Raw genomic sequence first — 17,444 nt, forward strand, 5'->3', positions numbered from 1 at the left:
TTCGTATAAAAGGAAGTATCGAAAAAGGTTATGTTGTTTTTTTCATTGTGTTTTCTTAAAGAATACTTGGGAGTAGTACTTGACTATTATTTTGAAAAAGGCATGCTTACAAATTAAATCATCCAGGAGAATGGGTAAAAGGCTGGTTGGGATCAGCATTTAATATAGTCAATGGTTGGTTGACAGTTATATGTTATGATTTAAAAATGTAAGCATGTACCTCTTAAGGATAGAAACGAATAAACAAAAAAATGGCGTTGGACACACACATCCAACGCCATTGTAAGTTCAATAAATAAGCATAAACATCTTCAAGTCAGAAAAAACTAGTCTAAACCTCTAGAAATTTCTGTCAAAATTGAGTAAAATGGAAGATGTCAATGTATAAATATTGGCTTAAGCAACTTGATTGGTCAGGTGTTCACTGACTATTCAGGGCTTCATGATTTAGTTGGTAGCTAAATCGTGAAGTGCTTTTTTTTATCCTATTCGTTTCTATCTAAGTTCCATTTTATAGGAAAACCCTTTTAGGGTCAATAAAGTGTTGGAAAAAACTTACTTTATTTATTCGATTAATAGGAATATTTGCAGAAATGATATCTCTCTAAAAGAGTGGAAAAAAATAATCGACAAGCTCATCTGATAGAAAATAATCCGTAAAACCGTAAAAGAGGAACGATAAAAGGACAGAAGATTATTTCGACTTTCAAAAAAGCATTTGTTGGCGTAAAATGAAAGTGGATACAAAAATGAATGGATTGTATGAGGAGTAGAAAATGCTGATAGAACTGGTTATAGTGCTGACGGTTTTTACCTACGGCAGTAATTTTATTTTATATTTGATTCTCAGAACAAAAGAAAAAATTCAAGGAGTCGAAAAATTATCGATCTTTTTTGGTGTGAATATGACGATTTTACTTTTAGACGGTGTTTTCTTATTTATCGGAAAAGCAATAGCCGATAGTGGTGTTACTGTTTTGGAGTAAATTTTGAAAGCTTGAAGAAAAACGTTTTCAGCTTTACTTCAGGCTTTTTTTTTCTTGTAAAATCTCGGCTAAAAGTCCTATATGAATGACGAGGTTTATCTGATAAGGTACAATAGAAGGAAATAACTGGAGGGTGAATAATGGCAAAAATTATGATCGTAGAAGATGAAGCGACGATTCGCACGTTGATCAGCGAGGAATTACAAAAATGGCAGTTTGATACATTCGGAACAACTGACTTTAATAATGTTTTAGAAGATTTGCAGCAAGAAGATCCTCAATTGGTATTATTAGATATCAATCTACCCGTTTTTGATGGTTATTATTGGTGCCAAAAAATCCGTGAAATTTCTAAAATTCCGATCATTTTTATTTCCAGCCGTAATACGAATATGGATATGATCATGGCAATGAATATGGGCGCCGATGATTTTGTTACGAAGCCATTTCAAATCGATGTGTTGATTGCAAAAATTAATGCACTACTACGTCGTTCATATAATTATTCAGAGGTCGGCAGTGAAATCATGTCACACAACGGAATTACGCTAAACGTTGATAATGGTAGTATGGAAATCAATGGCGAGATGATTGATTTAAGCAAGAATGAATATCGATTACTGTATATTTTGATCAAGAAACACGGGAAAATTTTAACAAGAGAGAAATTGCTGCGTGCGTTATGGGAAGATGAGCGTTTTGTTGATGATAATACCTTGACAGTCAATATCAATCGTTTGAGAAAAAAAATCGAACAAGCAGGTCTTGAGGGGTATATCGAGACCAAGGTCGGACAGGGCTATATCGTGCCGTAGATAGGAGCAGAAAATGACAATTTATAAGTATTTAAAAGATCATTGGCTTTTATTGATCGGTTGGCTGTTTTTTATTGGTGTGACCTGTTTTATTTTATGGTTATCTCCTGATATGGTTGTGAATTTATCGGTAATTGGTTATTTGGTATTATTACAAGGATTGTTTTTACTCCTTTTTTTAGTCATTGATTATTCATTAAAAAAACGTTGGTGGCATTCTTTAGATAGTTCAGAACATCCACCATCTTTACAGCATTATTTAGGTGAGGCTTCTAAAGAAGAGGAAAAACTAGCTCAAAATTATATCAATGGTTTGCTGGTAGAACATCAGCAAGTCATGCAGCAAGCGATCAATAATCAACAGGATCAAAAAGATTATATTGATTCTTGGGTTCATGAAATCAAAGTACCATTAGCCGCTGTCAATTTGATTTTACAGTCGATCGAAGATGATATTCCAGAACAAAAATATTATCTAGTTGAAAACGAATTGAGCAAAATTGATGAGTATGTGGAACAAGTTCTTTATTACGCTAGATTAGATAGTTTTTCCAGAGATTATTTGATTCAGGAATATTCATTGAAAGATATCGTTCAATCAGTGATTCGAACGCAGGGAAATTATTTTATTCAAAAGAACCTGCATTTTTCGATTGAAGGAAATGATCAAATGGTTTTAACAGATGCTAAATGGGTAGCGTTCATTTTCAAACAATTAGTTAGCAATGCAATCAAGTATACGCCTGCTGGCGGTGAGATCACGGTTACTTTTTCCCGAACAAAAGAAGGTGCTTGGTTATTTTTGAAAGACACTGGCATTGGTATTCCCAAAGAAGATCAGCACCGCATCTTTGATAAAGGTTTTACGGGCGAAAATGGCCGGACAAGTGAGCAGCACTCAACAGGCTTGGGATTATATTTAGCGAAAAGTCTTGCTGATAAACTAGGGCATCAACTGATGATGGAATCTGTTGAAGGTGAAGGCACGACGATGAAGCTGTTGTTTCCGTTTTTGAGTTATTTTAATGAGAGAAGATAATAGGCGTGTTGAGAAATAATTGATTTATTTCTCAACACTCTTTTTTTACTTCGTAGTAAGGTGAGTGATTACTTTACTTTCACGATCTAACTTTTCGATTTTTGCTTGTTCAGCTTCCATTAGACGGATAAATTCTGTAAAAAAAGCATGGAACAAATGACCGCTTGCGTAGTATTCTTTGATTACTTTTTTCTTGCTGATTAAGCTTGAGAGGGATTGGAAGAATTGATCTAATACAGCTAGTGGCTCTTGCCAAGATTCTAGGCGATCCATTAAATTCTGTAAGTCGGTAATATCCTTGATAGGGGATTGTTTTTAAGTTATGTAGGTCTTTTTTCATAGCGTATTGTTGTTAAATAGAGCATGCTCGTCCAAGTCAATAGTACCTGTTTTTTATAATACAAAAATGAGAGAAATTCTATTGAACTTTTTTCTATCTTATAGTTGTATAGAGAACGCTTTTATTGTTAGACTTAATACATCATACTTTTGATAGGAGCATATTATGGAGATATTAGTGGCTTTAATACCTATGTTTGCCTGGGGAAGCATCGGTCTTGTCAGTGGAAAAATCGGTGGTTCAGCGAATCAACAGACCCTTGGTATGACTATTGGTGCTTTGTTCTTTTCGGTAATTGTCTTTTTTATTGTCCAACCAGCAATCACTATTCAAATGATCACAATTGGTATTTTGTCAGGATTATTTTGGAGTGTTGGACAAAATCAGCAGTTTCACGGAATGAAATTTTTGGGCGTATCAGTTGGTTTGCCTGTTTCAACTGGGATGCAATTGATCGTCAACACGATCGCTGGTGCTGTGTTTTTTCATGAGTGGAAAGGCAGTAGAGATTTTCTTTTAGGATTTATTGCACTGGGGTTATTGGTGTTAGGCGCTTATTTAACAGCGCGACAAGATGATGACAGCAAAGTAAAAACTACAAACTCGATGTTGGATTTTAATAAAGGGTTGCGGGCCTTGATTGTGTCAACGATTGGTTATGGCGCGTATACGATCATTATCAATGCAGCAGGACTTGATCCAATGGGGATTATCTTACCTCAAAGTATCGGCATGGTGATTGGTGCTAGTTTCTTTGCGTTTAAAAAAGTCAAACTGGATCGTTACGTTTGGCGAAATATGAGCTGCGGACTGTTGTGGGGCTTAGGAAATATCTGTATGTTGCTGACGATGCGCCAAATCGGTTTAGCTATCAGTTTCTCACTGTCTCAAATGGGTATTATTATCTCAACATTAGGCGGAATCTACCTACTTGGTGAGCACAAGTCTAAAAAAGAAATGAGATATGTCATTATTGGTTGCTTATTCGTCATTTTAGGTGGTATTCTTTTAGGGTATATGAAAGCGTAAATGTCCTATTTACGCTTATTTTTATGAGGACATTTTGCAATGATTAAGAGTAGGAAATGGATAGATTTATTGGAGGAAAAGTAATGTCGATGTTTCGGAAAAAAGAGCTAACGGCTGTCTCAAGCGAGCCAAGCGCAATGAAAAAGGATTTAAAAACAATGGATCTGATCATGCTTGGGATCGGTGCCATTGTTGGAACAGGAATTTTTGTCGTGACAGGAGTTGCGGCTGAACAATATGCAGGTCCGGCACTGTCGCTTTCATTTTTAGTTGCGGCAGGAGCAATTATCTTAGCAGGATTATGTTATGCAGAATTTGCCTCAAGGATTCCGGCAATCGGTGGCCCATATGCCTATATGTATGTTGTCTTTGGCGAACTTGTCGCTTGGATGACAGGATGGTTAGTGATTTGTGAATTCTTTCTAGCTGTTTCTTCTGTGGCTTCAGGCTGGTCAGGTTATGTTCATGGCTTTTTAAATAGCCTTGGTGTAGATTTTCCAACGGCGTTAAGTGGTGCCTACAATCCAGCGAATGGTACTTATGTGGATTTGATCGCGATGCTGGTGCTTTTAGCAGTTACTTTTTGGGTGTCATTAGAAGCCAAAACAGCTTTACGGTTAAATAATGTGATGGTATTTGTTAAATTTGGCATTATTGCCCTCTTTTTAGTCGTCGGTATTTTTTATGTGAAACCTGATAATTGGCAGCCGTTCATGCCCTTTGGATTTTCAGGCGTAGTTAGTGGGGCGGCTGTCGTTTTCTTTGCCTTTTTAGGATTTGATGCAGTGAGTATGACCGCTGAAGAAGTAAAAAATCCGCAAAAAGATATTCCAAAAGGCATTATTGGTTCGATCATTATAGCGACTGTGTTATATGTGATCGTCACATTAGTTTTAACAGGCATCGTGCCGTTTGATGCGCTGGGTGTAAAAGATCCTGTCGCGTTTGCGATGCGCTTTGTACAGCGTGATGGTGTAGCAGGTATGATTTCTGTCGGAGCGATTTTAACACTTTTAACCGTGACGATTTCAATGATGTACAGTTTAGCTAGAATCATTTATGCTATCAGTAAGGATGGTTTACTGCCAAAATTTATGAGTAAAATCGATGAAAAAAACCGCACACCTAAAAATGCAACCTATGTAGCAGGGATTTGCACCATGATTTTTGCAGGGTTAGTACCAATGGAGTTATTAGCTGAGTTGACGAATATCGTGACCTTGATGTACTTGATTGTCATGGCGATTGGTATTATTCGGTTAAGAAAAGTAGCTGGCGATCCTAAACCAGGGGAATTTAAAATTCCTTTTGTCCCGTTTGTTCCTATTTTATTAGTCATCGTTAGTATTGGCTTGATGCTGCAATTACAGGCGGCAACTTGGAAAGCTTTCGCAATAGCGTTGGTTTTAGGCTTTGTTATTTATTTTGCTTATGGTTATAAACATAGTAATGAAGGTAAAATTAAACATTAAACGTCAAAATCAGTGATCGAAAGGATTGCTGATTTTTTTCTGTCTTTTTACAGAATAAAGGAATTTTACTGTAAATCGTGATTCGTTTACAGTATAGTGATAGTAAATAGCGAAAAAAGGAGAGGATCAAACGCATGTCCTATCGTATTGAACGGGATTCTATGGGAGAAATTCAAGTCCCAGAAAATGCACTTTGGGGAGCACAAACCGAGCGCAGTCGCCAAAATTTTAATATTGGTATCGAAAAAATGCCTATCGCGCTTATTCAAGCACTAGCATTGGTAAAAAAGAATGCGGCTAAAGCCAATGAAGCAACTGGAAAGCTAGATACTGAGGTCAGTCAAGCAATACAACAAGCAGCAGATACAATCATTAAAGGGGAGGTAAATGAACAGTTTCCACTCTCTTTATGGCAGACTGGCAGCGGGACTCAAACCAATATGAATGTTAACGAAGTCATTGCCCATTTAGCAGCTAAAGCTGGTGTGAACGTTCATCCTAATGATCATGTCAATAGGTCACAAAGTTCAAATGACGTTTTCCCAACGGCAATTCATATAGCTGGTGTACAATTGATTGAACAGCAACTATTCCCAGTGATTAAGCAAATGATTCAAACACTGAAGAAGCTTGAAGTTGAGAATGAAAAAATCATAAAAATCGGTCGGACTCATCTGCAAGATGCAACACCAGTGACTTTTGCACAAGAAATCAGCGGTTGGTGTTCTAGTCTTGAGCATAACTATCAAATGCTAGAGCTGACGCTGAATGAGCTCAAGCAATTGGCGCTGGGCGGTACGGCTGTAGGAACTGGACTGAATGCGTCGAAAGAATATATTCAAGCATTCTATACTCACTTAAATCAAGAGACCAACAATCAATTTTCAGAAGATCCAAATAAATTCCATGGTTTAGCTAGTAAAGATGCAGTTGTTTTTACTTCTGGAGCTTTAAAAGCGTTAGCTGCTAATGTAATGAAAATGGCGAACGATATCCGCTGGCTGGCAAGTGGTCCTCGGAGTGGTTTAGGAGAAATCACGATTCCAGCCAACGAACCGGGTAGTTCTATCATGCCAGGGAAAATCAATCCAACCCAATGTGAAGCGTTGACAATGATCGCTATTCAAGTCATGGGAAATGATACGACGATCGGAATTGGTGCCTCACAAGGGAACTTTGAATTAAACGTCTATATGCCGGTAATGGCGTATAATTTAATCCAAAGTATTGAATTATTAACTGATGGATTGCGCTCTTTTGACCAAAATTGTTTGGTCGGGATCAAGGCAGATCAGGAAAAAATGAATCAATATGTGGAACAATCGTTGATGCTTGTCACCGCCTTAAATCCACATATCGGGTATGATAATGGAGCGAAGATCGCCAAAAAAGCTTTTGCAGAAAATACAACGCTAAAACAAGCTGCGTTGGCAACCGGTCTAGTGACAGAAGCAGAATACGAAAGCTGGGTCAAACCAGAGATGATGTTAGGCAAATAAACGGAGCAGTTTTGGAAAGGAAATAAAAAACATGGCAGATATTTATAAAGAAGCATTAAAAGCACACGAGCAATGGCGCGGGAAAATCGACATTCATTCAAAAGTAGCAGTAAAAACAAAAGAAGATCTATCTTTAGCTTACACACCTGGTGTTGCTGAACCATGCAGAAAAATCCATGAAAATCCAACTAAAGTGTATGATTATACGTGGAAGGGCAATACGGTAGCAGTCGTAACGGACGGTACAGCAGTTCTGGGCTTAGGCGATATTGGTCCTAAAGCCGCATTGCCAGTTATGGAAGGGAAAGCCTTGTTGTTTAAAGAATTTGCTGGAATCGATGCGATTCCCATTTGTTTAGATACGAAAAATCCAAAAGAAATTATTAACATTATCAAAGCCATGGCGCCAACATTTGGCGGGATCAATTTAGAAGACATTTCTGCTCCACGCTGCGTAGAAATCGAGCGGACATTAATGGAAGAGTTGGATATTCCTGTATTTCATGATGATCAGCATGGCACGGCGATCGTTACGATTGCGGCATTGATCAATGCGCTAAAAATTGTTGGTAAAAAAGTCGATGAAATAAAAGTAGTTGTATCAGGAACAGGCGCAGCAGGTAGCGCAATTATAAAAATGCTGCATCATTTTGGTGTGAAGAAGATTATCACATTTAATATAGATGGTGCATTATCTAAAACGCTGGACAGACCGCTGAATTTCTTAGAAAAAGAAATTGTTGAAATCACCAATCCTGAAAACTTTAGCGGCTCTTTAGGAGAAGCGATGGTTGGAGCTGATGTATTTATCGGTGTCTCTGTGCCTAAATTAGTCTCAAAAGAAATGGTCGCTTCAATGAATCCAGGTGCTATCGTATTCCCAATGGCGAATCCGGAATCAGAAATCGATTATCAAGATGCGATCGATGCCGGTGCGGCAGTTGTTGGAACAGGTCGTTCAGATCATCCAAATCAAATCAATAATGTGTTAGCATTTCCAGGTTTGTTTAAAGGAGCATTTGTCGCGGGAGCCACGAAAATCACTGAAAATATGAAACTGGCGGCAGCAAAAGCAATTGCAGAAATTATTCCAGAATCGGAATTGACAAGTGAGTACATTATCCCTTCACCTTTTAATCAAGAATTAGTGGATGTCATTATACGAGAAGTTGCTGAAGCGGCTTTACAAGATGGTGTTATCCGAGTTTAAATACAAGGGAAAAGAGAGCGTAGTAGTAGTTCTAATTTACAACGATTTGCTTGTAGCTAATGAATCTGTGGTGTAGTTAAAGATAAATATGAGTATATATAAAAAAAACAAACAATTCTTCTATATATAGAAGAACTGTTTGTTTTTTTTATAAAATTTTTCATGTTTTTCGATAAAACATGAAACCTTATTCTTGTTAAAATTTGTTTGAATTGGCTGACTACATTTATATTATCTGTTTTATTTCATAAATTCAATAGAGAAAACAAAAGAAATAACGATTTTAACTATCAATGTTTTCAGTTTTTTTGTAAAAAAATGAGAAAAATGATAGTTATGATGTTTTTTTCTTGTTTATTCATTAATAAATAAAATATCCGATATTTTTTTCCACCGTCAGTTCCGCCGTCATTAACATAGGAAAGGTTTGATTTAATTGATTAAAGGAGAAAATATTTACAAACGAAAAGATGGAAGATGGGAGGGACGCTATCCTAAAGCCCGAAAAATGGATGGCTCTATTTACTATGGTTATATTTATGCTCGTTCATACCGAGACGTGAAAGAACAATTGATTGAAAAAAAAGCTAGAATAAATTATTTGAGTACTGCAAATATAAAGGAGTTTCAAGGGAGCGTGGCGGAGTGGGCTGCTATTTGGATAGAAGATATCATGTTTCCAAAGGTCAAAGCGAGTACATATGCTAGTTACTGTAGCAAAATTCAACTACATCTTATCCCAGTATTAGGGCATCGTCCTCTAAAAAAAGTAACAGTAGTAGAAATAGACCAACTAGTCAGTTTATTAATGAAAGACCTAGCACCAAGTTCTGTTCATATTGTTTTTCGTATTGTTAAAAGTTGTTTCGAAGCGGCTAAAGAGCGCGGATACCTTTTTCTAAACCCTTGCGAAAGAACGGTACTACCAAAAATAAACAAACGAAAAATAAATGCACTTAGTCGCTCGCAACAAAAGGCAGTGGAAAAAGAGTGTTTAAAGAGTAGTAAAGGATTGCCAATTGTTTTAGCATTAGAAACAGGTATGAGAATCGGAGAGATCTGCGCATTAAAATGGGAAGATATTGATTTTTCAGCTTCCTTACTAACTGTACAACGAACAAAACAACGCGTGTCAAACCCAAATACTACCGGAAATCGAACTAAATTGATTGAAACAAGCCCTAAAACTAAGGCTGCCGAAAGAATTATTCCTCTGACTTCCAAAATAAAAGAACTATTAATCCAAGAAAAAGAACAGACTCTATCACCATATGTTATTTCAAATGGCATGCAGCCGGTGGAACCAAGAACTGTCAGCTATCGATTTGAACGGATTAAACAATTTCTTGGATTGATCAATATTCCTTTTCATTCCTTGAGACATACTTTTGCAACCCGCTGTGTTGAATTAGGTGCCAATATTGCAGCTGTAAGCTCTATGTTAGGCCATTCGTCTATCAAAATGACATTAGATACCTATACTAATTCGTTTTTAGAAGATCAACGGGAAATAGTAAAGAAATTAGCTAGAATTTAATTACAGATATTTTTTAAAGCTCAAGGTACAGTTCGTACCTTTTTTTGCTTTTAAATAACACTTGTTATTTAAAAGCGTGTTCTTAATAAAAGTTAATTTGTTTACTAACAAATTATATAGTTAGACCAAAAAAGGGAGAACTTATTTATTATTGTCCGCCGTCATTTGCGCCGTCAATGATTCTGGAAAAGGCTTTATTAGAGAGGAAAGTTCTACTTGTTTCATGTTTTATCGAAAAACATGAAACAAGTAGAACCATGTTCTCAGTGTAAGCACATAAAAAAGCTATTGAAATAATTATACAATAGCATCTTTTCAAAGAAAAAGAATAAGTATCATATTTGGATGGAGGAAAAAAATGTTCAACCTTGGCATCATTTCCAATGCGGGAGAAAATAGCAATCATTTTGAAGAAGTTTTAAAGCAACATCAATACAGAATCATGACTTTAAATGTACATAATTATCTTGAAGAAATAAATAAAGTAGATGCAGTGATTATTAAAGAAGATACAGACATTGCGCAGACTTGTCGTTTTATTTTGGATAGTCGAAATAACTCTGATGCACTGATTTATGTTTATTCAATGGATCAGTCAGATAATAACAGATACTTATACCTTCAATTAGGTGCAGACGGTGTGTGTAAAGAAGGAACAGAAATGGAAGTACTTCCGATACTTCTTAATAATGCAATAAAGCGAATGAAATCAAAAAAAATTATACGGAAAATAGAAATGAAGCCACAAAATAATGATGGAATTAAAAACAGTACTCTAGAAATGATTCCTGAAAACTTCAGTGTCTTACTTAACGGATATGAAGAAGTTAACATGACTAAATTGGAATATATAATATTGGATGCTTTATATCGAAATGCAGGTAAAGCGATGAGCTACAAAGAAATTGCAAATATAGCTTGGAGAGATCAAGAGAGTGAAATTCAAAAGTATCGTGTGGCCAATGTTATTTTCCATGTAAGAGAAAAGATTGAAAAAAAAGATAGTAAAATCCAGTTTATCAAAACAATTCGCTCTAAAGGTTACATGTTGGACGCTCAAGCGTTAGATGGTTAAGCGCTTATTTTATTTTTACTATTGATAATGTGAACTTGAAATTTCTAAAGTTGTTTAAGTAAATGAACAATAGAATTGTTTAGAAGGAATAGAGTTTAATATTTAAAGGCAAATGATTCAAAAATGTATTTCTTTTTCTATATAGTAAAAATCACTCTCTGGATATTCTTACTTGTTTTAATAGAAAGAGAAGTAATGCGAAGTTCTATTTATAAAAGTAAGTAGGCCGTTTTAAGTTGGTGAAATAGTTATATAGAAAAATTGAAATAAATAGTGCGTCTTTTTTCTAACGCATAAAAAAGAAAGGAGGAAAAAAGTGAAAAAAGTAAAGCTACAAAAATCCAATATGTTTTGGGTATCACTAATTTTGCTGTTTGGGGTATTTTTTGGAGCAAATGAAGCCTCAGCTGAAGAAGTAAGTACTCCTAACTCTCCTTTAATTCAAGGAGATGGACTTTCTTTTGTTAACAACGGAGTGACTAGAGCAGTGCCAACATTTGATTGGAGATTGCTAGATGACGATGGTATTGACCTATCTACGTTTAATAAAGTAACAGTCAATACACCAGCTAAGTTAACGGGTGGTGCATTTGATAATACACAAAGGCAGTATTATATGTTCTTCGGCCATGTCGGCAAAAATCTTACGTATAACTCTTCGACCGGATTCAAAGTAGCTGGAAATATGTCGGCTGTATTAGGTGATTCTGTCAATTTACCAGTTCTGTCTCCAGGCATGATTGGTGTAAAGAAGGATGGTACTGCTGATCAACAAGTCTTTGGTTACGATTATAACTATACGAACAATTCAGTAGGTAGAACGGGGAGTAATTTTGACATCGGTGATGCTGTGTTAAATCCAGTAACTGGAAACTGGGAAGTCACACGAAGTGGAGTAACTCCGAATACGCAGTCTACTGCGGGAGATAATAAAACATATATTATGGAACAATATGTGAAAGATAATGAGATTGTCGCCTATGGTTATCTCATGCGGGGAACAGGTTCCATAGGTAACACTGATCCAAAGCCTTTGCCAGTAAGAGTTCATGGATCTGTAGTAGATTTTCAATCAGGGAGAATTCGTTTTGATGTTAACTACTATAATGATAGTGGTGAGACCAAGAATTTTGCAATGACCCATGGCTCGCATATGGATGTAGGTGGTAATCATATGTCATCCAAGCTCTATTCTTATGGAGAGGCTGGACTGTATTTCAATGAACCCAATAAAACTCTAGCAGATGGTATTCCAGCGAGAATTTACTTTTTTACCAATCTTGGTTATGGAGAATCATTAGGGCCAAATGCTCTTAAAACTGGAGATTTAGATATATTTGGGGTTTATGAAAATCTCTACAAAATATCTCATTGGACAGCTATCAATAAAAACATATGGACAAATCGTATGGTAGGACGAACAAATGCCTATGAACCTTGGGATACTATCATGCCCAAAGACCATTATTATCCTCTATCACATCCAATTTTTGCTTTAAGATGGCCTTTGGTAACGGTCTTACCATACGAAATTGGACATGGAGCTTTAGATATGTCGATTGAGGAACCTGCAGAACTTAAACCAGGTGCACAAAAAACATTTAAAAATCTGACTGAATCAATTCCAAAGAAAAACCTAGTAGGGGATACGCTGGAATTTACTTTAACGGCAACAAATCATGGTGCTGGAGTAATCAACGATTGGCAGCAAATCATGTTAGCAGATATGTTGCCTAAAGAATTAGAATTAGTAAGAGAGTCGCTAAGTGTGACCGATGTTGATGGAACGGTGACGAATCTAGCACCTACTGATTATGACTATGATCCTGGAGTAGATATAAACACATTTAGACTTAAAAATCTATATACGATTCCTCCTGACAAAGAAGTAACAATCAAATATAAAGCAAAAATTATCAGTGGAGTGAACACGACTATCACCAATCAATTTTTGGCTCTCAACCCTCAAAGCCAAAATGCTTTAGCGGATGTTAAAATCTCTATTAGTGCTGAACCAGCTAAACCTGAGGCAACTAAAATCTATAAAAATGAAACCACATCTGGCGATAGCAATCGGGTAGATGACACGCTTTCATTTGAATTAACTGCTACAAATACAGGTGGTAGTGTCTGGGAAGGGGTTACTTGGACAGATACGTATCCAAACGAACTTGAACTTGATAAATTTTCATTTGAATTAGTAGATGCAGAAGGTGTAGGAACGATGGTCGTTCCGACTTTCACAGAAAATCCTCGAACATTTGAGATTAACGATGCTTTAGATGTTCAACCTGGAAAACAGATTAAAGTTCGCTATAAAGCCAAAATTATTGGTGGGGGAAATACAACGATTACTAATAAGTTTGAAGCATCTAACATAAATAATCAAAATGCGACAGCGCAAGTTGATATTCCTATAGCAGAGAATAAAAAAGACCTTACGATTGAGTTTGTCGATAAGATGGGAAACACACGTTATACGTCAATCCTGTTGTCGGCAACAGTTGGTGAATTTGTGAAACTAAAAGAATTAGCTGAAACGGAAGGAACAGAAGTGTTTAATGCGATAAAAACTGTAGAAAGTGACGGTTACAAACTAGTTCAGCGTCCTTTGGATGAAGCATCTGTTGAAATTATCGATGGAGAAAATCGTGTGCAGTATGTCTTTGATGGTAAATTGATCCTATTTTCCGCTCCAGATGTCATTGATTTTAAAACCCAAAAGTATGATGGTAAAACAACACGTGTGAATGCACCAGATTATTATGGGGCTGATCTGGTTGTAAAAGATGGACGAGCAGTCAAAGAAAGATGGACCTTGACCGCAAAATTGGACAAAGAATTGACTTCGACTGATCCAACCGCACAAAACAGCGTATTGAAGAATGCAATCCTTTATTTTTATAAAGGAAACAAGATTACCTTAAGTACAGGCGCCGAAATGATTATGCGTGACACAAATAAAAGTGATCAAGAATTATATAACATTAGTGATACTTGGTTGGGCACTCAAACGGGTGACGGGTTCAAATTAGAAGTCGATCCAGGTGACGTAAAAAAATTAGGAAGTTATGAAGCTGAAATTTTGTGGGAACTTGCAGCGACGCCAGAATAAGAAAGGGAGGAAAAGATGATTAAACAATATAAATTTATATATTTAATGTTGCTATTTCTTCTGTTTGGGGCGTCGCTTATTGAACAAAATGCTTATGCAGATGGAGGTCAGGTGACGACTAGTGGGGTTGTTGGTTTTTACGAAGAGTCAAGCAGTGAGCCTCCAATATCAAGCACAAGTGAGTCAGTAACAAATAGCAATTCAAGTGAGCCTCTGATAGCCAAACCCAAAGGTCGATTACCAAGTACCGGTGAGATAATAAGCAATCCGTTTACGTGGTTAGGCTGCTTGTTAGCAATTAGTGCGATGGGATTGTTCTTATGGGTGAAAAATAAACGGCAGAACGGGGATGAAGACTGATGGATAAAATGACAAAAGTCGGTTTACTTTCCTGTGTGACGAGTTTAAGCTTATTTGTTACTTCAATTGTTTTTGTAGAGCCTGTTTTAGCAGAGAGCGCTGAAAGAATAGGAAAAGGAAAGATAGAAATGATCGGTGGTATACCAAAAGATCCGATTGATCCTGAAAATCCTGAAAAACCAGTCGATCCTGGTCCAGGACCTTCAACTGACGGACCTTTACGAATTGATTTTGTCTCCTCTTTTAATTTTGGAAATAATAAAATTGAAAAGAGAAATCATCATTTCTTCGCTAATGCCCAATTGTTTCACGATGGAACGACGGCCAGAGGAAGTTATATTCAAATCACAGATGAGCGTTCAGAAAAACTTGGTTGGACCTTGCAGGTTCGACAAGAGTTTCAATTTAAAAATTCTGTTATTCAAGAAAAAGACGAACAAGAATTGAAAGGGGCAACTCTTTCATTGGATCATGGGTGGGCTAATAGTATCTATACATGGGAAACGGCTCCTGTTGTGACAAAAGATACGATTGAAATTACAGAATTAGCCACAACGCAAAATATTGCGATTGCTGATGTAGGAAGTGGCAAAGGTCAGTGGACCATTGAATTTGGCGCTTCAGAAACAAATACGAACAATCAAAAAAATACACTTTTTCCTAAAACTACTCCTTCTGGTGAAGCCGTATTAGACTCAGAATTTGAAAATCAACTGGTTTATGGAAATAAGGCAGTTGCCTTGTCTATTCCAAATGGAACAGTGATTAAACCTGTTCAATATGAAACGGAATTAACATGGATACTGGCAGCTTTGCCAAATTAATTGGAGTTAACTTGTGAATAACAAGTAACTATATAAAAAAATAACACACACAATATTAGGAGGAAACAAAATGAAAACAAGAACACTATGTGCAGTTGCTTTAACAGCAATCATTTCATCATCACTAGTAGGCGGTGCCGCAGCATTTGCTGAAACTACTGAACACAGTAAGGCGGGTAAAGGGATCATCGAAATCATCGAAGATACTGACGATAATGGCGATATTGATCCTGAGAAAGAGGGCGGCGGCATTATTCCAGATCCTGATACAGTTGATAAAAATACAGTGCCAGGTGCAATTACTATCGATCGAGTGGCTGTATTGAATTTTGGAAAACAAAAAGTGTCAACAAAAACTGAAACATATACAGCATCAGAAATTCCAGTAACAGAAATTGCAGCAGATGGTACTGAAAACCCAGATAAAACAGTTCGTGGACCTTACGTACAATGGACGGATAAACGTGCAGGGGAAGATCACACGTATGCAATCAAAGCGGAATTAACGAAACAATTTACGCTTGTAGGTAACACAAAAACATTAGATAAATCAACAATTAGTTACAAAAACGGATTATTAAATTCAACACAAGAAAATCTTGCATACTGGCCAGCAGGCGAACCAGGCAACTTTACATTAGGAAATGGTACGGATAATGAAGGTGCTGGAAAACAATTAGTATTTGATAATACTAAATCAACAGGTGCTGTTGGTTTAGGAACATATTCAGCAGAATTTGGACAATCAGCAGACTTTTTAGCAGAAAATATCAAACGTCCAGGTGCACCAACAGCTGGAATAGGTGAAGCAGCTAGTTCAGTTTCTCTAAAAGTTCCAGCACAAACAGTTGAATTAGGAGCTTATCAAGCAGATATCACTTGGTCAATTGAATATACACCAGCACCATAAACGTTTAGATATCGAGTAAAAAGTGTCTATTATCAAGAAACATGTCACTTATTGAACCATAACAAGTATAGGAGGCTGGCAGGTTAAAATGTCAGCCCCTGTTTATTACAAGTAAAGGATGAAGGGCCAAATGAAATTAAAAATAACATACGTTTTATACCTGATGATGACACTTGTCGGAGTCTTAGGTACAACTCTCTATACATATGCAAACGAACCATCCGCTGCTGACGCACAGGGGGCAACAGGTTTTTATTATGAAATCAACTACCCTGAAAATCAGAAAGAGAAGAAAGGCTACTTCGATCTGAAGATGAATCCAGGTCAAAAACAAGAAGTAAGCTTATCATTGAAAAACTTTGGTGAAGAAGAGGTGACAATTGGTCTCAGTCTCAATGGAACCAGAACCAATTCTAGCGGTGTTATCGAATATGGTCCAAGTAAAATCGAAAAGGATCCATCACTAAAATTTGATTTTGTTGACCTAGTAAAAGCACCCGAAACAATTACGCTAGCTCCTAAAGAAGAAAAAAGCGTGCCAATCACAATCACGATGCCTGACACATCTTATGATGGAATCGTTGTTGGCGGTATCCAATTGAAAACAATAGAAGATGAGAAGAAGGTCAAGGAACCAGTCAAAGAAGGTGCCAATATTGCCAATAAATATGCGTACGTAATAGCAATGGTCTTACAAGAAACAGAGAAAGAAGTTCAGGCGGAATTGGCATTGAATAAAGTTGAAGTAGGTCAGTTCAATTATCGTAATACTGTATTTGTAGATGTCTCAAACATCAAGGCTAATTTTTTACGAAAACTATCAATGGAAGTTCAAATAACGCCAAAAGGAAAAGGAGAAGTTCTTTATGAGACTAAAAAATCTGAAATAAATGTTGCTCCGAATACCTTCTTGCGCTTTCCTGTCACAATGAATGGTGAAAAAATGCTCCCAGGAAAGTATACAGCAAATATCTTAGCAAAAGCTGGTGATCAAAAATGGGAATGGCATGAGGAGTTTACGATCACTGATGAACAAGCAGACAAGTTTAATCAAGAGGATGTCGATTTAGTTCGAGAAAAAGGTGTGAATTGGCCACTAATTATTGGAGTAGCAGTTGGAATCTTTACCTTTGTTGTACTTATTTTAGTTATTAATCGTTTAGTAAAAGATAGAAAGAATAAGAAAAAAAAGATGCGAAAGAAGCAGAAATAAATTGATCGAGGTAGGTTAAA

Annotated in this window: 15 protein-coding genes; 14 read left to right on the forward strand and 1 reads right to left on the reverse strand. The window is 36.6% G+C overall.

All coding sequences use genetic code 11. From position 1 onward, the window contains the following. The first annotated feature begins 776 nt into the window (after positions 1 to 776). From RV15_RS02590 to sapS, 3 genes are all read left to right on the forward strand, one after another. Entirely contained in the window at positions 777 to 986 is a 210-nt protein-coding gene (locus tag RV15_RS02590; protein WP_071876502.1) for a hypothetical protein, read from the forward strand. 140 nt (positions 987 to 1,126) lie between these two features. Continuing rightward, positions 1,127 to 1,801, forward strand: coding sequence for a two-component system response regulator SapR (gene sapR, locus RV15_RS02595; protein ID WP_071876503.1), 675 nt, complete (start codon positions 1,127 to 1,129; stop codon positions 1,799 to 1,801). Positions 1,802 to 1,814: 13 nt separating this feature from the next. After that, positions 1,815 to 2,840, forward strand: a complete 1,026-nt coding sequence (sapS, locus tag RV15_RS02600; RefSeq protein ID WP_071876504.1) for a two-component system sensor histidine kinase SapS — start codon at positions 1,815 to 1,817, stop codon at positions 2,838 to 2,840. A gap of 45 nt (positions 2,841 to 2,885) precedes the next feature. Here sapS and RV15_RS02605 read toward each other — a convergent pair whose 3' ends face one another. Then, entirely contained in the window at positions 2,886 to 3,113 is a 228-nt protein-coding gene (locus RV15_RS02605; protein WP_245791200.1) for a hypothetical protein, read from the reverse strand. A 232-nt stretch (positions 3,114 to 3,345) separates the two neighbouring features. Between RV15_RS02605 and RV15_RS02610 the strand changes: the two genes are divergently transcribed. The 11 genes from RV15_RS02610 (at position 3,346) to RV15_RS02660 (ending at position 17,424) form a co-directional block, all read left to right on the forward strand. After that, positions 3,346 to 4,209 carry a GRP family sugar transporter gene (locus RV15_RS02610; protein ID WP_071876505.1) on the forward strand — a complete coding sequence of 288 codons (864 nt, stop codon included), beginning with the start codon at positions 3,346 to 3,348 and terminating at the stop codon, positions 4,207 to 4,209. A gap of 83 nt (positions 4,210 to 4,292) precedes the next feature. Beyond that, a complete protein-coding gene (locus RV15_RS02615; protein WP_071876506.1) occupies positions 4,293 to 5,681 on the forward strand; it encodes an amino acid permease in 1,389 nt (462 codons plus the stop codon). Positions 5,682 to 5,815: 134 nt separating this feature from the next. Continuing rightward, positions 5,816 to 7,180 carry a class II fumarate hydratase gene (gene fumC / locus RV15_RS02620; protein ID WP_071876507.1) on the forward strand — a complete coding sequence of 455 codons (1,365 nt, stop codon included), beginning with the start codon at positions 5,816 to 5,818 and terminating at the stop codon, positions 7,178 to 7,180. Between the two features lie 31 nt (positions 7,181 to 7,211). Further along, a complete protein-coding gene (locus RV15_RS02625; protein WP_071876508.1) occupies positions 7,212 to 8,390 on the forward strand; it encodes an NAD(P)-dependent malic enzyme in 1,179 nt (392 codons plus the stop codon). 436 nt (positions 8,391 to 8,826) lie between these two features. Then, positions 8,827 to 9,927: a tyrosine-type recombinase/integrase gene (locus tag RV15_RS02630; RefSeq protein WP_071876509.1), complete on the forward strand. Its 1,101-nt coding sequence runs from the start codon at positions 8,827 to 8,829 to the stop codon at positions 9,925 to 9,927. Between the two features lie 358 nt (positions 9,928 to 10,285). After that, positions 10,286 to 11,002, forward strand: coding sequence for a winged helix-turn-helix domain-containing protein (locus tag RV15_RS02635; RefSeq protein WP_071876510.1), 717 nt, complete (start codon positions 10,286 to 10,288; stop codon positions 11,000 to 11,002). Positions 11,003 to 11,318: 316 nt separating this feature from the next. Further along, positions 11,319 to 14,117, forward strand: coding sequence for an isopeptide-forming domain-containing fimbrial protein (locus RV15_RS02640; RefSeq protein ID WP_071876511.1), 2,799 nt, complete (start codon positions 11,319 to 11,321; stop codon positions 14,115 to 14,117). A gap of 15 nt (positions 14,118 to 14,132) precedes the next feature. After that, positions 14,133 to 14,477 (forward strand): LPXTG cell wall anchor domain-containing protein, encoded by a 345-nt coding sequence (locus RV15_RS02645; RefSeq protein ID WP_071876512.1) that lies wholly within the window; start codon positions 14,133 to 14,135, stop codon positions 14,475 to 14,477. Beyond that, complete coding sequence (locus RV15_RS02650; protein WP_083429072.1) at positions 14,477 to 15,301, forward strand: WxL domain-containing protein; 825 nt, start codon at positions 14,477 to 14,479, stop codon at positions 15,299 to 15,301. The genes RV15_RS02645 and RV15_RS02650 overlap by 1 nt, the downstream gene beginning before the upstream one ends. A gap of 70 nt (positions 15,302 to 15,371) precedes the next feature. Further along, entirely contained in the window at positions 15,372 to 16,211 is an 840-nt protein-coding gene (locus RV15_RS02655; protein ID WP_071876513.1) for a WxL domain-containing protein, read from the forward strand. A 130-nt stretch (positions 16,212 to 16,341) separates the two neighbouring features. Beyond that, entirely contained in the window at positions 16,342 to 17,424 is a 1,083-nt protein-coding gene (locus RV15_RS02660) for a WxLIP family cell surface protein (RefSeq protein ID WP_071876514.1), read from the forward strand. Positions 17,425 to 17,444 lie beyond the last annotated feature (20 nt).

This window comes from Enterococcus silesiacus, assembly GCF_001886225.1.
GTDB lineage: Bacteria > Bacillota > Bacilli > Lactobacillales > Enterococcaceae > Enterococcus_L > Enterococcus_L silesiacus.

Excerpts from the sequence above, each read along its gene's own strand:
- RV15_RS02590 (WP_071876502.1), top strand. The coding sequence starts at position 777 with ATGCTGATAGAACTGGTTATAGTGCTGACGGTTTTTACCTACGGCAGT.
- sapR (WP_071876503.1), top strand. The coding sequence starts at position 1,127 with ATGGCAAAAATTATGATCGTAGAAGATGAAGCGACGATTCGCACGTTG.
- sapS (WP_071876504.1), top strand. The coding sequence starts at position 1,815 with ATGACAATTTATAAGTATTTAAAAGATCATTGGCTTTTATTGATCGGT.
- RV15_RS02605 (WP_245791200.1), bottom strand. The coding sequence starts at position 3,113 with ATGGATCGCCTAGAATCTTGGCAAGAGCCACTAGCTGTATTAGATCAA.
- RV15_RS02610 (WP_071876505.1), top strand. The coding sequence starts at position 3,346 with ATGGAGATATTAGTGGCTTTAATACCTATGTTTGCCTGGGGAAGCATC.
- RV15_RS02615 (WP_071876506.1), top strand. The coding sequence starts at position 4,293 with ATGTCGATGTTTCGGAAAAAAGAGCTAACGGCTGTCTCAAGCGAGCCA.
- fumC (WP_071876507.1), top strand. The coding sequence starts at position 5,816 with ATGTCCTATCGTATTGAACGGGATTCTATGGGAGAAATTCAAGTCCCA.
- RV15_RS02625 (WP_071876508.1), top strand. The coding sequence starts at position 7,212 with ATGGCAGATATTTATAAAGAAGCATTAAAAGCACACGAGCAATGGCGC.
- RV15_RS02635 (WP_071876510.1), top strand. The coding sequence starts at position 10,286 with ATGTTCAACCTTGGCATCATTTCCAATGCGGGAGAAAATAGCAATCAT.
- RV15_RS02645 (WP_071876512.1), top strand. The coding sequence starts at position 14,133 with ATGATTAAACAATATAAATTTATATATTTAATGTTGCTATTTCTTCTG.
- RV15_RS02650 (WP_083429072.1), top strand. The coding sequence starts at position 14,477 with ATGGATAAAATGACAAAAGTCGGTTTACTTTCCTGTGTGACGAGTTTA.
- RV15_RS02655 (WP_071876513.1), top strand. The coding sequence starts at position 15,372 with ATGAAAACAAGAACACTATGTGCAGTTGCTTTAACAGCAATCATTTCA.
- RV15_RS02660 (WP_071876514.1), top strand. The coding sequence starts at position 16,342 with ATGAAATTAAAAATAACATACGTTTTATACCTGATGATGACACTTGTC.